Origin of the sequence: Blastococcus sp. TF02A-26, assembly GCF_003319125.1 — a bacterium.
Lineage (GTDB): Bacteria > Actinomycetota > Actinomycetes > Mycobacteriales > Geodermatophilaceae > Trujillonella.
The window spans coordinates 34,307-46,921 of sequence record NZ_QOHG01000017.1; the positions used below are offsets into that span (position 1 = coordinate 34,307).

General features: G+C 74.1%; 14 protein-coding genes. 1 reads left to right on the forward strand and 13 read right to left on the reverse strand.

Annotated features, from left to right (window positions below; translation table 11 throughout):
• Positions 1-3 precede the first annotated feature (3 nt).
• A complete protein-coding gene (locus DQ240_RS17635; protein WP_113840932.1) occupies positions 4-519 on the reverse strand; it encodes an aromatic-ring-hydroxylating dioxygenase subunit beta in 516 nt (171 codons plus the stop codon).
• On the reverse strand, positions 516-1,940 hold the full coding sequence (locus tag DQ240_RS17640) for an aromatic ring-hydroxylating dioxygenase subunit alpha (RefSeq protein ID WP_113840933.1): 1,425 nt from the start codon (positions 1,938-1,940) through the stop codon (positions 516-518). Before DQ240_RS17640 ends, DQ240_RS17635 begins: the two co-directional genes overlap by 4 nt.
• 267 nt (positions 1,941-2,207) lie before the next feature.
• On the opposite strand from DQ240_RS17640, the gene DQ240_RS17645 reads away from it, so the two are divergent.
• A complete protein-coding gene (locus tag DQ240_RS17645) occupies positions 2,208-2,993 on the forward strand; it encodes an IclR family transcriptional regulator (RefSeq protein ID WP_158548775.1) in 786 nt (261 codons plus the stop codon).
• A gap of 55 nt (positions 2,994-3,048) precedes the next feature.
• Here the strand turns inward: DQ240_RS17645 and DQ240_RS17650 are convergent, their stop codons facing one another.
• The 11 genes from DQ240_RS17650 to DQ240_RS17700 form a co-directional block, all read right to left on the reverse strand.
• Entirely contained in the window at positions 3,049-3,456 is a 408-nt protein-coding gene (locus tag DQ240_RS17650) for a cupin domain-containing protein (RefSeq protein WP_113840935.1), read from the reverse strand.
• Positions 3,453-4,247, reverse strand: a complete 795-nt coding sequence (locus DQ240_RS17655) for an aldolase/citrate lyase family protein (protein WP_113840936.1) — start codon at positions 4,245-4,247, stop codon at positions 3,453-3,455. Before DQ240_RS17655 ends, DQ240_RS17650 begins: the two co-directional genes overlap by 4 nt.
• A 34-nt stretch (positions 4,248-4,281) precedes the next feature.
• Positions 4,282-5,466, reverse strand: coding sequence for an amidohydrolase/deacetylase family metallohydrolase (locus tag DQ240_RS17660; RefSeq protein ID WP_113840937.1), 1,185 nt, complete (start codon positions 5,464-5,466; stop codon positions 4,282-4,284).
• 46 nt (positions 5,467-5,512) lie between these two features.
• Positions 5,513-6,385: a fumarylacetoacetate hydrolase family protein gene (locus DQ240_RS17665; protein WP_113840938.1), complete on the reverse strand. Its 873-nt coding sequence runs from the start codon at positions 6,383-6,385 to the stop codon at positions 5,513-5,515.
• Positions 6,386-6,464: 79 nt separating this feature from the next.
• The gene (locus tag DQ240_RS17670) at positions 6,465-7,352 is read right to left on the reverse strand and encodes an aldo/keto reductase (protein WP_113840939.1); all 888 of its coding nucleotides are present in this window, start codon (positions 7,350-7,352) and stop codon (positions 6,465-6,467) included.
• Positions 7,353-7,533: 181 nt separating this feature from the next.
• A complete protein-coding gene (locus DQ240_RS17675) occupies positions 7,534-8,001 on the reverse strand; it encodes a VOC family protein (protein ID WP_113840940.1) in 468 nt (155 codons plus the stop codon).
• Positions 8,002-8,030: 29 nt separating this feature from the next.
• Positions 8,031-9,443: an amidohydrolase family protein gene (locus DQ240_RS17680; RefSeq protein WP_113840941.1), complete on the reverse strand. Its 1,413-nt coding sequence runs from the start codon at positions 9,441-9,443 to the stop codon at positions 8,031-8,033.
• Positions 9,440-10,501: a class I SAM-dependent methyltransferase gene (locus DQ240_RS17685; protein ID WP_113840942.1), complete on the reverse strand. Its 1,062-nt coding sequence runs from the start codon at positions 10,499-10,501 to the stop codon at positions 9,440-9,442. Before DQ240_RS17685 ends, DQ240_RS17680 begins: the two co-directional genes overlap by 4 nt.
• Complete coding sequence (locus DQ240_RS17690) at positions 10,498-11,544, reverse strand: zinc-binding dehydrogenase (protein ID WP_199589378.1); 1,047 nt, start codon at positions 11,542-11,544, stop codon at positions 10,498-10,500. Before DQ240_RS17690 ends, DQ240_RS17685 begins: the two co-directional genes overlap by 4 nt.
• Positions 11,545-11,705: 161 nt before the next feature.
• Positions 11,706-12,116 carry a nuclear transport factor 2 family protein gene (locus tag DQ240_RS17695; protein WP_113840944.1) on the reverse strand — a complete coding sequence of 137 codons (411 nt, stop codon included), beginning with the start codon at positions 12,114-12,116 and terminating at the stop codon, positions 11,706-11,708.
• Entirely contained in the window at positions 12,117-12,575 is a 459-nt protein-coding gene (locus DQ240_RS17700) for a VOC family protein (protein ID WP_113840945.1), read from the reverse strand.
• Between the last annotated feature and the right edge of the window lie 40 nt (positions 12,576-12,615).

Genomic DNA, 12,615 nt, shown 5'->3' on the forward strand with positions numbered 1-12,615 from the left:
TCCTCAGAGGATGAAGGAGAGCCGGGCCCCGGCCTCGAGCCGCTCCAGCGCCAGCACCGACCGGCGCAGGCGGAAGCGCAGCCCGTCCTCGGTGACCAGCAGCCGGTGGGCGTAGCGGCCGGGGAAGGCGTTCGTGTGGCCGTCACGGGCGCGGTGCACGAGGAAGTTCGCCGCGACGGAGAGCTCGTCGCCGTCGCGCTCCAGCAGCCGCACGTTCGCGATCATCCGGTGCGTCAGCGAGGCCGGGTTCTCCGCGTGCGCCTTGCGGCTGCGCAGCCGCTTCACGCGGGCGCGCAGCAGGTCCCAGTCGTCGCAGACGAAGTAGCCGCCCTGGCTGGCCGGGGTGTCCCCGGCGTCCGTCGTCGGGATCTCGAAGCGGCCGCCCTCGACGAACAGGCCCAGCCACTCCTCGTAGCGCTGCGCGTCGAGCAGCGCCGCCTCGGCGAAGAGGAAGTCCTCGACCTCGGCGCGGGTCACCGTGCGGGTGGAGCCAGGCAGGGCCGTGTCCAGCGCGGTCATCGGGCCGCCACCTCGTTCCCGGTCTCCAGCCCGGCGAGGATCTCGTCCAGACCGTGCGGCCGCTTGCTCGGCAGCGGCGTCGGCTCGGGGTGCCCCGCCGGTGGCGTGCCCACGTCGACCGGTCCGCCGGCGCCGACGACCGTCGCCCAGTGCCGCCAGAAGCCGCGCATCGCGCCCTCGTCGGTGGACCGGCCGCGCCGACCGGTCCCGTCGTCGGCCATGCCGCGGGACATGTCGCTGTAGTCGAGCTCGGCGCGGCCGTCGCCGGCGGTCGCCTCGATGCCGCGCTGCACGGCCTCGTAGGCCTCGATGTCGTCGGGGGTGGCCAGGCCACCGGGGCCGACGAAGCTGACCATCGTGCGCATCCGCAGGTCGCGGACGGCGGGGTCCTCGCCGCGCGGCGCGAGCTGCCAGGCGCGGACGTCGGTGTGCCCGGGGGCGACCGGCTCGAGCTGGCGGATCGACAGGCCCTCGAGGTCGAACAGCAGCAGGTTGGGGAAGACGAACAGGATGTGGCTCTCGTCGGCCACCAGGTGCGCCCGCTCGGAGCCCAGGCGCTGCTCCATCTCGCGCCGGTGCTCGGCCGTGCGGACCCGCTCGTCCTCGCCGAAGCGCGGCTCCCACAGCATGCTGATCCGCCCGCCGTGGCCGGTGAGGATGAGCAGCGAGTGGCCGTTGCCGAGGTTGTAGGCGTACTGGTCGTCGTCGTCGACGGCGAAGCCGCTCTCCCGCAGGTAGCCGACGAAGGTGTTGTGGGTCGGCGAGAAGTGGTAGCCGTCCATCGCGTTCTCGACGGCGAGCTTCCAGTTGCCGCGGACGCCGTACAGCTGCGTACCGGGGAGGACCTCCATGCCGGCGACGTGCTGCTCGCCGATCATCCGCATGTAGTCCGCGGCGGGGCCGAGGTGGTCGACCAGCGGCGGGACGTCGTCGGTGAAGGAGACGAAGACGAAGCCCTCGAAGACCTCGAGCCGCGCGACCTCGCGCAGCCGCATGCTGGCCTTGTACTCCTCGTCGGCGTAGGCCGACGGGTCCGGGATGGCGGCCACCTCGCCCGTGTTGTGGAACGCCCACGCGTGGTAGAAGCAGTTGAAGTGCTTGCTGGTCCCCTGGGTCTCCCGGCACAGCACGGTCCCGCGGTGCGGGCAGCTGTTCAGGAAGGCGTGCAGCTCGCCCTTCGCGTCGCGGGTGAAGATCAGCGGGCGGCCGCCGAGGGTGCGCACCTTGAAGTCGTTGGGGCCCAGCTCGGTCTCGTGGCCGAGGTAGAGCCAGGTGCGTTCCCAGATCCGCGCACGCTCGGCGGCGAAGAGGTCGGCGTCCCGGTAGGCACGGCGGTGCACGCGGAAGGAGAGGCGCTCCCAGTCCTGCACGACCAGCGGCGCAGCAGCGTCCGGCGCGGGGTGGGGGCTGGGCGACGTCACAGAGGCTCCCGTCTCCCCCGCCGGAGCGGGGGCGGCACGATGATGCGGTAACTCGTCTGAAACACATGCGAGACGCTGTCTCGCATGGCGGTACTGAGCATGTGCTGCCGGGTCCCGGGTGTCAACCAGTCGACCGGTGGCGATGCCGGAGAGGCCGCCTGCGGCACCGGCGTTGACCGTTCCCGTCTCGACGGTCAGGATGCTGTCTCACGACGGGAGACAAGAACGGTTCTCGTCGGCCCCCACCGCCTTCCGAGGAGCACCCCCGTGTCCGAGCCCGCCAGCCGCCCGGCACGCGACGGCGACGCCGCCGCGCCGACCATCCAGACGGTGCAGCGGGCCGCGCTCATCCTCGACGCCTTCACCCCCGCGAAGCCCTACCTCAGCCTCAACGAGATCACCCAGCGCCTGGGCGCCAGCAAGGCGACCGCCCACCGCTACACCAAGGCGCTGCGGGCGGCGAAGCTGCTGCGCTACGACGAGCGCTCCGCGCTGTTCTCCCTCGGCCCCCAGGTGCTGACCCTCGGCGCGGCCGCCAGGGCCGGCCTGCCGATCGTCAGCGCGGCCGAGCCGTTCATGGAGCGGCTGCTGCACCAGGTCGACGAGACCGTGGTCCTGTCGGTGTGGGACGGCGAGTCGCCGATCGTCGTCCGCTCGGTCGACAACACCGACCGCGTGATCCGGATCAGCGTGCGGGTGGGCTCCCGGCTGGACCCGGTGCAGTCGGCCCAGGGCCGGGTCTTCTGCGCCTGGCTGCGGCCCGAGGAGGTCGCCGGGCTGCCCCGGGCGCTCAAGCGCGACCCCGAGCTGCGCGCCGAGATCGACGCCGTGCGCGCCGCGGGCGTCTCGGTGAACGTGCCCGCGGTCAACGGCGTGCGCACCCTGGCCGCCCCGGTGTTCCAGGGTCCGTCGCTGGTCGGCGCGGTCGCCATCGTGGGGACGACGGCGTCGATCGACCCGGACGTGCACAGCCCGATGGCCGCCGCGCTGGTGCAGACGGCCAAGGAGATCTCGGCCCACCTGGGCACCGAGGACCCGACCCCCGCCGGCTGAAGAAGGACCCCACTGCCCCCCACCACTCGCGAGCTCGCGGCGGGGCCGACGGACGTCAGCCGGCGGGAGGGGCCGCGGTCAGCCAGCCGAGCGCGGAGGCGAAGTCGGCCCGCGGCGGCACGAAGAAGTCGATGTTCACGCAGGGCCCCTCGAGCGGCTCCACGTAGTGCTGGGCGCCCGCCGGGACCAGCAGGAAGGACCCTGCCCGCATCCGGTGCGGCGTCCCGGCGACGTGGTAGTCGCAGACGCCCTCGGCGATGTGGACGAGCTGGTCGAAGTCCGCGTGCGAGTGCGGGTTCAACGTCATGCCGACGTCCAGGCTGTGCCAGGCGATCATGATCTCGTCGGTGCTGTAGACCTTGCGCCGCACGCCCGGCCGGACGGTCTGCTCCGGGATGTCGTCCCAGTTCACCACCCGCCCGAACAGGGCGGCGTTGCGCGACGGGGTGCTGTCGGTGCTCATCGGGTCTCCGGGGACGGCGGGGGCGTCGGGCGGACGGGTGCCGCGGCACGGAGCGCGGCGCCGAGGAACTGCAGGTCGGAACCGACCACGAGGTAGGCCGCCGAGCCGAGGCCGAGCCCCTCGGCGGCGTCGGGCCGGGGCGCCCAGCCGCCGAACACGACCCCGGCCGCACGCGCGGCGGCGGCCACCGCGTCCACCTCGGCGCGGATGGCCCCGGCGTCGGCCGGGTCCAGTCCCAGGGCGACGGTCAGGTCGGTGGTGCCGACGAACGCCACGTCCAGGCCCGCCACCACCTGCTCCACCGGGTCGGTGGTCCGGCACTCGATCTGACCCACGAGCAGCGGCGGCTCGCTCCGCTCGGTGACCAGGTAGTCGCCCAGCGACATCCCGCCGAAGTCCGCCGCCGTGTGCGCCAGGCTGACCGACCGCCGGCCGGCCGGGCCGTAGGCGACCGCGGCCTGGAGCTCCTCGCGCTGGGCCACCGAGGTGAGCATCGACAGCTGGATGCCCACCGCGCCGGCCTCCAGCACCCGGTTGACCAGCGGCGGGTCCACACGGGCCAGCCGGACCAGCGCCGGCAGGCCCAGCGCGTCGGCGTAGCGGAGCAGGGTGAACGCCTCGTCCTCGGCCAGCGTCGAGTGCTCCAGGTCGACGACGACGAAGTCGAAGCCGGCCGAGGTGGCCAGCTCCAGGACGTCGGGACAGGGCATCTTCACGAAGAGCCCGGTCACCCGCTCCCCGGAGGCGAGGGCGGCCCGCAGCCCCGCCCTCGCCCGGTGGACGTCGCTCACCGCCGACCTCCTGTCCCGAGGCTTCCGGAGCCGCTCAGGCCCCGAGCCCGCGCCACGGCACCAGCTCCACCGGCGCGCCGGCGTGCAGCACGGTCACCGGCTCGAAGCGGGGCGCCACGATCGAGTTGCCGGCGGCGTCGGGCAGCACCTGCTCGCCGACCTCCTCGACCACCGTGACGTGCGCGGGATTGCCCACCGTCAGGGCACCGTAGCCCTCGTCGGCGATGCCCAGCAGGCGCGCCGGGTCGATCGTCGCGCGCTTCACGATCTCCGGCAGCGGCGCACCGAGCGCGACCAGCTTCGACAGGCTGGTGAGCAGGTCGAAGACCGGGCCGCGCCAGTTGCGGCCACTGGTGTCGGAGGAGGCGATGTCCGGCAGGAAGCCCGCGGCGATCGCCGGGCGGGCGACGTCGTAGCTCAGGTTGCTCTTGCCGTGGGCCGAGTCGAACAGCACCCCGCGGGCACGCGCCTCGGCGACGGCGGGCTGGACCGCCCCGCCCTCGAGGATGTTGTACTCCTTGCCGGTGTAGCAGTGGGCCACGATGTCGCCGGGCCGCAGGTAGGGCAGCACCTCGGCCAGGGGCTCGGGGGTCTCGCCGATGTGCACCATCAGCGGCAGGCCGGCCTGCTCGCCGATGGCCAGCGACTTCTCCAGCAGCGGGCGCCACTGCTCGGCCGGGACGACGTCGGTCGAGAGCCGGATCTTGAAACCGCGGACGATGTCCGGGTTCTCCGCGGCGACCTGCAGCGCGTCCTCGGGCACCAGGGTGTCGGGGTTGAGCAGCTCGCCGAAGCGGAAGTCGATGAGCCCGAGGACCGAGACGTTGAGGAAGCTCAGGATCCGCATGCCGCTGGGCTCGACGACGAACTTCTTGAAGGCGTCGAACGTCGAGGCGCCCGCGGTGCCGGCGTCGGCCGCGGCCACCACGCCGCGGCGCAGGTGGGCCTCGACCGGGTTCGCGCCGACCTTCGACACCTTCTCGAAGATGTGCGTGTGGCCCTCCACCAGGCCCGGCAGCACGAGCCGGCCGGTGCAGTCGATCCGCTCGGTCGCCGGGCCGTCGATGGTCGGGGCGACCGCGCTGATCCGGCCGTCGCTGACGGCGACGTCGTAGCGGCCGTCGATGCCGTTGGCCGGGTCGAGGACCCGCCCGCCGGTCAGGACGACGTCGTGGACGGCGCTCGCGGCGTCCGTGCGGGTGTCGGCGGGTGCGGACATGCGGTGGGCTCCGTGTGCTCGGGGACGGCGGGGGTCGGGGGGCGCGTCAGTGCGCCGGGACGCTGTCCGCGCGCGGCACCGGGACGGCCGGTGCGGCGGCGGACGAGATCGTGGTGGTCAGCGGCGCCACGCCGTCGACCTCGACGGTGACGACGTCACCGGGGACGAGGAAGCAGCCGCGGTCCTGGCCGGTCCCCGCGGGCGTGCCGCTCAGGAACACATCGCCGGGCTCGAGCGCGGCGTACCAGGAGATCCGGGCCAGCAGCTCGGGGATCGACCAGATCATGTCCGCGCTCGTGCCGTCCTGGTGCCGGACGCCGTTCACCGAGCCGCGGACGCCGATCGACCCGGCGTCGGCCAGCGAGCGCGCGTCGAGCACCGAGGCGCCGAGCGGGGTGCAGCCGGGGAAGCTCTTGGCCAGCGCGGGCGTGCCGGTGGCCTTCATGACGTCGCGCGCGGTGAGGTCGTTGCCGGCCGTGACGCCCGCGACGGCGGCCCACGCCTCGCGCTCGGAGGCCCGGTGCAGGCGGCGGCCCAGGACGACGGCGATCTCGGCCTCGGCGTCCAGCTGGCCGGTGACGCCGGCCGGGTGTGGCAGGAGGCCGTTCGGGCCGGCCACGGACGAGGCGGCCGACACGTACAGGATCGGCTCGGCGGGCACCTCCCGGCCGGTCAGCTGCGCCTTGGAGTGGTAGTTCATCCCCACTCCCCAGACCGTCCCGGGCGCCGGGAGAGGCGGGAGCGCGGCGGCCAGCGCCTCGTCGGCGGGGAGCCGGCGGACGACGCGCGCGGTGCCCGCGGAGGCCAGTGATCCGGTGTCGCGGACCAGCGCCCCGACGTCCCGGTGCGGCAGGTCCAGGACGGCGACCTCGTCGCCCTCCCGGCGTGCCAGCCCCCAGGGCGTCGCGAGCAGGTCCATGTCGGCGATCCTTCGATGCGAGACGGCGTCTTGTCAAGCAATACGAGACGACGTCACGGAACGTGAGACGGGTGCCTCGTCAGTGGGCGAACGTGGTGGGACGAGCGGGGTCCGCGGGGGCGTCGTCGATCCGGCGGACCTGCTCCGCGGAGAGGTCGAGGTCGGCCGCCGCGGCGCTGTCCCGGATCGACTCCGGCCGGGTCGAGCCCGGGATGGCCACCACGGCCGGCGAGTGCGCCAGCAGCCACGCCAGCGCCGCCCGCTGGGGCGAGACGCCGAGCTCCGCGGCCACCTCCCGGGTGGCGAGCGCCCGCGCACCGTCACCGGCCACCCCGGCCAGCGGGGTGTAGGGCAGGAAGGCCAGGCCCAGCTCCTCGGCGCGGCGCAGCATCGGCTCGCCCCAGCGGTCCTCGACGGAGAACGGGTTCTGCACGCTGACCAGCCGGTCCCCCAGGACCCCGGCCGCGGTGTCGAGCTTCGCGACGTCGACGTTGCTCACACCGACGGTGCGCACCACCCCGGCGTCCACCAGCTCGGCCAGGGCTCCGACCGACTCCGCGTACGGCACCGACGGATCGGGCCAGTGCAGCTGGTACAGCCCGATCGCCTCGACCCCCAGCGCCCGGGCGCTGGCCCGGGCGGCGGCGTGCAGGTGCTCGGGGCGGCCACAGAAGTCCCAGCCGCCACCGGGGCGCGCCAGGCCGCCCTTGGTGGCCACCAGGACCTCGCCGGCGTCGCCGGACCACGTCCGCAGCGCGTCGGCCACCAGGCGCTCGTTGTGGCCGATCTCGGTGTCGTCGTGGCAGTAGACGTCGGCGGTGTCCACGACGGTCACCCCGGCGTCGAGCGCTGCGTGCATCGTCGCCGCCGCGTCGGCGTGCGCCGGCCGGTCGGGGCGGCTGGAGAGGTGCATCGCACCGAGGCCGACCGAGCCGACCTGCCAGGGACCGATCCGCCGAGTGCGCATGCGTCTCACTCTAAGAGACACCGTCCCGTCCCGTGAACCACCGATCCGGGCAGTACCGCCGCATTGCCCCCTGCACCACCGCCACGTCGCACGGCGGGACCACCGTGTCGGCCGCGTCGCCATCGCACGCCGGAGGCCCCGCCCACCGGGAGCGGCGGGCGGGGTCGGCGGACGGCGGGGATCAGCCCCAGAGGTCCTGGATGGTCGCGAACACCTTCTGGTTGTGCGAGAACTCCAGGACGTTCCCGTCGGGGTCGAGGACGGCGCAGATGTAGCCGATGTGCTCGGCCATCTGCGTGGGCTCCCACTGCAGCCGGCCGAGCTCCCTGGCCTTGGCGGCGACGTCGTCGACGTCGGAGCGGTTGGGCAGCTCGATGCCGATGTGCGCCCACGGCGAGAACGTCGGGTCGGGGACGCCGTCGACGATGCCGAAGCGGGCACCGACCTCGGGGATGAACTCCCCGAGCACCAGCACGAACGGCGTCTCCACCTGGCCGGGGTTGGAGAGCCACGCGCTGCGGCCGCTCTCGTCGGCGTTCTGCTGGACCAGGACCAGCGGGGTCACGGACGTGTAGAACTCGATGGACCGGTCGATGTCGCGCACGGGGATGGCGACGTGGGTCCAGCGGGCCTCGGTCAGTTGGGGCATGACGGGTTCCTCCTTCGGTGGGTGGGACTTCAGTGGGTGGGCCACTTGGCCCGGTCGGGGAGTCCGGAGCGGGCGACGACGCCCTCGCCGCAGGCCTGCGCCCGGTGCAGCAGGTCGTCCTCGTCCACGGTGGTGCAGCGGTAGTCCTCGACCACCGCCCGGCCACCCACGAGCACGGTGTGCACCCCGCGGCCGTCGGCGGACCAGACGAGCTGGTTGGCCACGTTGTGCAGCGGCCGCCACTCGGGGCGGTTGGTGTCGTGCAGCACCAGGTCGGCCTGCTTGCCGACCTCCAGCGAGCCGAGCTCGTCCTCGGCCTGCAGGGCGCGGGCGCCGTTGCGGGTGGCCATGGCGAACGCGTCCTCGGCCGGGAACATCGTCGCGTCCCGGCGGGCGTCCTTGAACAGGCCCGCGACGAGGTAGGTGGCCCGCATCAGGTCGTGGTAGTTCGACGCGTTGTTGCCGTCGGTGCCGATGGCCACGTTGACCCCGGCGGCCACCATCTCGGGGAACTTCCCGATCTGCGTGACCCCGTAGGAGACCTTGAGCGCCGTGGTCGGGCAGTGCGCGATCGAGGTGCCGGTGCGCGCCAGGGCGGCGATCTCCGAGTCGTCGACGTGGACGGCGTGGGTGAGCAGCACGTTCCGGTCGAGGACGCCGATCTCGTCGAGGTGGATCATCGGCCGCTGACCGAAGGTGGCGAGGAAGCCCTCGGGGTCCATGGCGGCCGGGGACATGTGCGCGCTCATCCCCGTGCCGCGCTCGTCGGACATCCGCTTGGCGGTCTGCCAGAGCTCGTCGCTGCAGGTGGTGTGGCCGATGACGATGGGCCAGGCCTGCACCCGGCCGTCGGCGGCCGAGCCGTAGGTGTCCATCGCGTACGTCATGGCGCCGACGGCCTCGGCCGTCGTCATGCGCAGCGCCTCGTAGTCGCCCACCAGGTCCCACGCCCACGGGCCGACGCGCGCCCGGATGCCGATCTCCGACAGCCCGTCGACGACGGGGTCGATGAAGCGGACGGTCCCCGCCTCCAGGAACGCCGTCGTCCCCGACTTGAGCATCTCCAGCGCGGCCAGCTGCGCGGAGACGTGCTCGTCCTCCTCCGTGTAGTGCGTGTGGATGGGGGTGAGCCACTCGAAGACGTTCTCGAGGAACGGGGTGTCGTCGGGCACGAAGCCGCGGGTCAACGGCTCGCCGGTGATGTGCACGTGGGTGTTGATCAGCCCGGGGGTGACGACGAACCGCTCGCCGCCGAGCGTCTCGCGGGCGTCCCAGCGGGCCGACAGCTCGGCCGCCGGGCCGACGGCGACGATCCGGCCGTCGCGGATCGCAACGGCGCCGTCGCGGAGGACCCGGCGCTCGTCGTCCATGGTGACGACGTGCGAGCCGAGCACGAGGGTGTCGCAGGGCTCGCCCGCCGGAGCGGTGCGGTTCTCGGTCATGGTTCATCCCTCTCGGTGGCGGGGGCGGTGCGGATCAGGAAGACGGTCTGGCGGGGCACCGGCTGGAGGACGTCGGTCAGCTCGGCGCCGCAGCCGGCGGCCCAGGCGCGCAGGTCGGCGACGGTGACGCCGCGGCCCGGCGTCGCGGCGGCCATGGTCAGCGAGAGCACGAGCTCGTGGCGGGCCGCGGCGAGGACGGCGTCCCGGCCCGGGTCGGGCTCCGCGGCGCGGTCGGGGCGCGGGTAGTCCGCGACCACGACCACCCCGCCGGGCGCGGCCAGGTCCACCGCCCGGGCCAGCAGCTGCCGGGCCCGCTCGGGCGGTTCGGCGCGCAGCACGTGGGCGAGGACGACGACGTGGGCGCACCCGGCCGGCAGATCCACCTCGAGGTAGTCGCCCTCGATCAGCGTCACCCGGGCGGAGAGGCCGGCGTCGTCGACCCTCGACGCGGCGACCGGGAGGACGCCGGGCAGGTCGACCCCGACGGCCGTGGCGTCCGCGCGGTCGGCGAGCAGCGCGGTCAGCCAGGCGCCGGAGCCGCAACCCAGGTCGACGACGTGGGGCGCCTCGGGCCACAGCCCGCGCTCGGCCAGGGCCGCGGCGACGCCGGTCGCCACCGCCCGCTGGGTCGGCGCGGTCGCGCGGACCAGGTCCGGGTACATCGCGGTCAGGTCGGCGGCCGTCCCGGCGGGCACCGACCCGCTGCGGATGGTCCCGGCCAGCTGCTGCCAGCCCGACCAGGGGCCGGGCGACAGCGTCGCCAGGGCCGCCATCGACGCCGGTGAGTCCCGGGTCAGGAAGCGCTCGGCCACCGGCGTGAGGCCGAAGGCGACCCCGTCGGTGGTCAGCAGGCCCAGCGAGACCAGCAGCTCGGCCAGGAGCTCCACGGCGCCGTCGTCGGCCGCCCCCACCGCCGCGGCGAGGTCCGGCGCGGGCAACCCGCCGTCGGCCAGGGCGTCGACGAGGCCGAGCTCGAGCGCGGCTCCCAGCGCCCCGAACGCGGCCAGGCCGTTGACCGCGTCCCAGACCGGGCCGGGCCCGACGGGTGGCGCACTCACGGCCGGAGCACGATCTTGCCGGTGGCCCGCCGCGACTCCATGTGCCGCTGCGCCGCCGCGGCGTCGGTCAGGGCGAACTCGCTGTCGACCGGCGTGCGGAAGCCCGAGCTCCAGTACCGCTCGAGCATCGGTGCGAACTCGCGGCGGTCGTAGGGGTCCGAGCCGAGGAACCGCAGCCCGAAGTGGTAGGCGTAGACGAGGTCGAACGACGTCCGGTCGCCGGTGGTGTTGCCGAGGAAGACCATCCGGCCGCGGGGCGCCATGCTGTAGACCGAGGCATCCCACACCGCGGGCCCCACGTGGTCGACGACGAGGTCGACCCCGCGGCCGTCGGTGAAGCCGCGGGCGGCACCGACCAGGTCCGTGGTCGAGGTGTCCACCACCAGGTCGGCGCCGAGGGCCTCGGCGTAGGCGACCTTGCCCGGGCTGCTGACGGTGGTGAGGACCCGGGCGCCGGCCGCTCTCGCCAGCTGGATCGCCGCGGTGCTGACGCCGCTGGCACCGGCGTGCACGAGCACGGTCTCGCCGGCCTGGACGGCCGCCACCTCGACCAGCGCGTGCCAGGCGGTCATCCAGATCGTCGGGACCAGCGCCGCCTCGACCAGGTCCACGCCGTCGGGCACCCGGTGCACGTTGGCCGCCGGGACGACGACGTACTCGGCGTACCCGCCGGCGACGTTGCCGCCGACGACGCGCGCGGTGCCGCACAGCCCGTCGGCGCCGCTGCGGCAGGCCGGGCAGTCGTCGCAGGGGACGGCGGGGTTGACCACGACCCGGGTGCCGGAGCGGGCGTCCGGGAACGCGTCGAGGTCGACGTCGGGACCGAGGCCGACCACGGTGCCGGCCACGTCCATGCCGGCCACGTGCGGCAGGTCGAAGCCGGGGATGAGGGCGGGGCCCCGGCGCTGGAGGACGTCGAGGTGGTTGAGGCCGCAGGCGGCGACGGCGACGAGCACCTCGCCGGCGCCGGGGGTGGGGACGTCGGACTCGGCGACCTCGAGGACGTCGACGTCGCCGTGGACGCGGTACTGGATGCTCTTCACTGGCTTCTCCCGGGGAGGACCGACACAGGGTCCGGCCGGGCGTCCCGGTTCCGCGGCACGCCCGATCGGCATGCAACGGCGGGATCCAGCGGGCGTCGTCGCCGCGCTCCCCCATCCCGGTCTGTTGCCGACGCGGGTGGGTCGAGGGTGGTGCAGGAGGGTCAGCGGGCCGCTGCGTCGGCGGCCTCGATCTGGGCGGCGACCACCTCCCCGTCCCAGTAGTCCGCGCGGGCGGCGACCAGGCCGTCGCGCACGCGGAACCGGAAGACCCCGCGCACGTCGACGGGCACCTCGGGGGCGCCGTCGCGCTGCATGCGCGCGGTCATCCGGTAGGCGAGCGCCGCGCGGTCGCCGTCCACCAGCAGCTCCTCGACCTCGTACCGCAGGTCGGCGAACGTGCCGAGGAAGCCCGGCAGCCGCTCCCGGTACGCCGCGCGGCCGGTGAGGCTCCGCCCCCGGGCACTGGTGTGCTCGTTGACGAAGTCCTCGGTCACGCGGGCGGCGACGGCGTCGGCGTCGCCGTCGTTGAGGGCCGCCAGGTAGTCCAGGACGGCGCCGCGGGTGTCGCTCACTCAGGCACCCGTGCCCCACTTGCCGCGCACCAGCTCGTACACCTTCTGGTTGTGCGAGATCTCGATGACGTTGCCGTCGGGGTCGTTGAGCGCGCAGATGTAGCCGACGACGCCGGGCATGTCGCGCGGCTCCCACTGCAGCGTGCCCGCCTCGCGCGCCTTGTCGGCGATCGCGTCGACGTCCTCGCGGTTGGGGACCTCGATGCCCAGGTGCGCGAAGGGCTTGAGCAGGCCGAGCTTGCCCCCCTTGGCGCTGTTGAACGACACCAGGACCAGCACGAACGGGGAGTCGGCCTGCTTGTCGTTGGACAGCCACGCGCTCTCGCCGTCGTCGTCGGCGAACCGCTCGACGACGACCAGCGGGGTGAGCGACGTGTAGAACTCGATCGAGGCGTCCAGGTCGCCGCAGGGCAGCGCCACGTGCGTCCAGCGGGCCTCGGTCAGTCGGGTCTCGGTCATGCGGGGTGCTCCTTTTCTGCGTCGGCGACGGTGCCGTGCG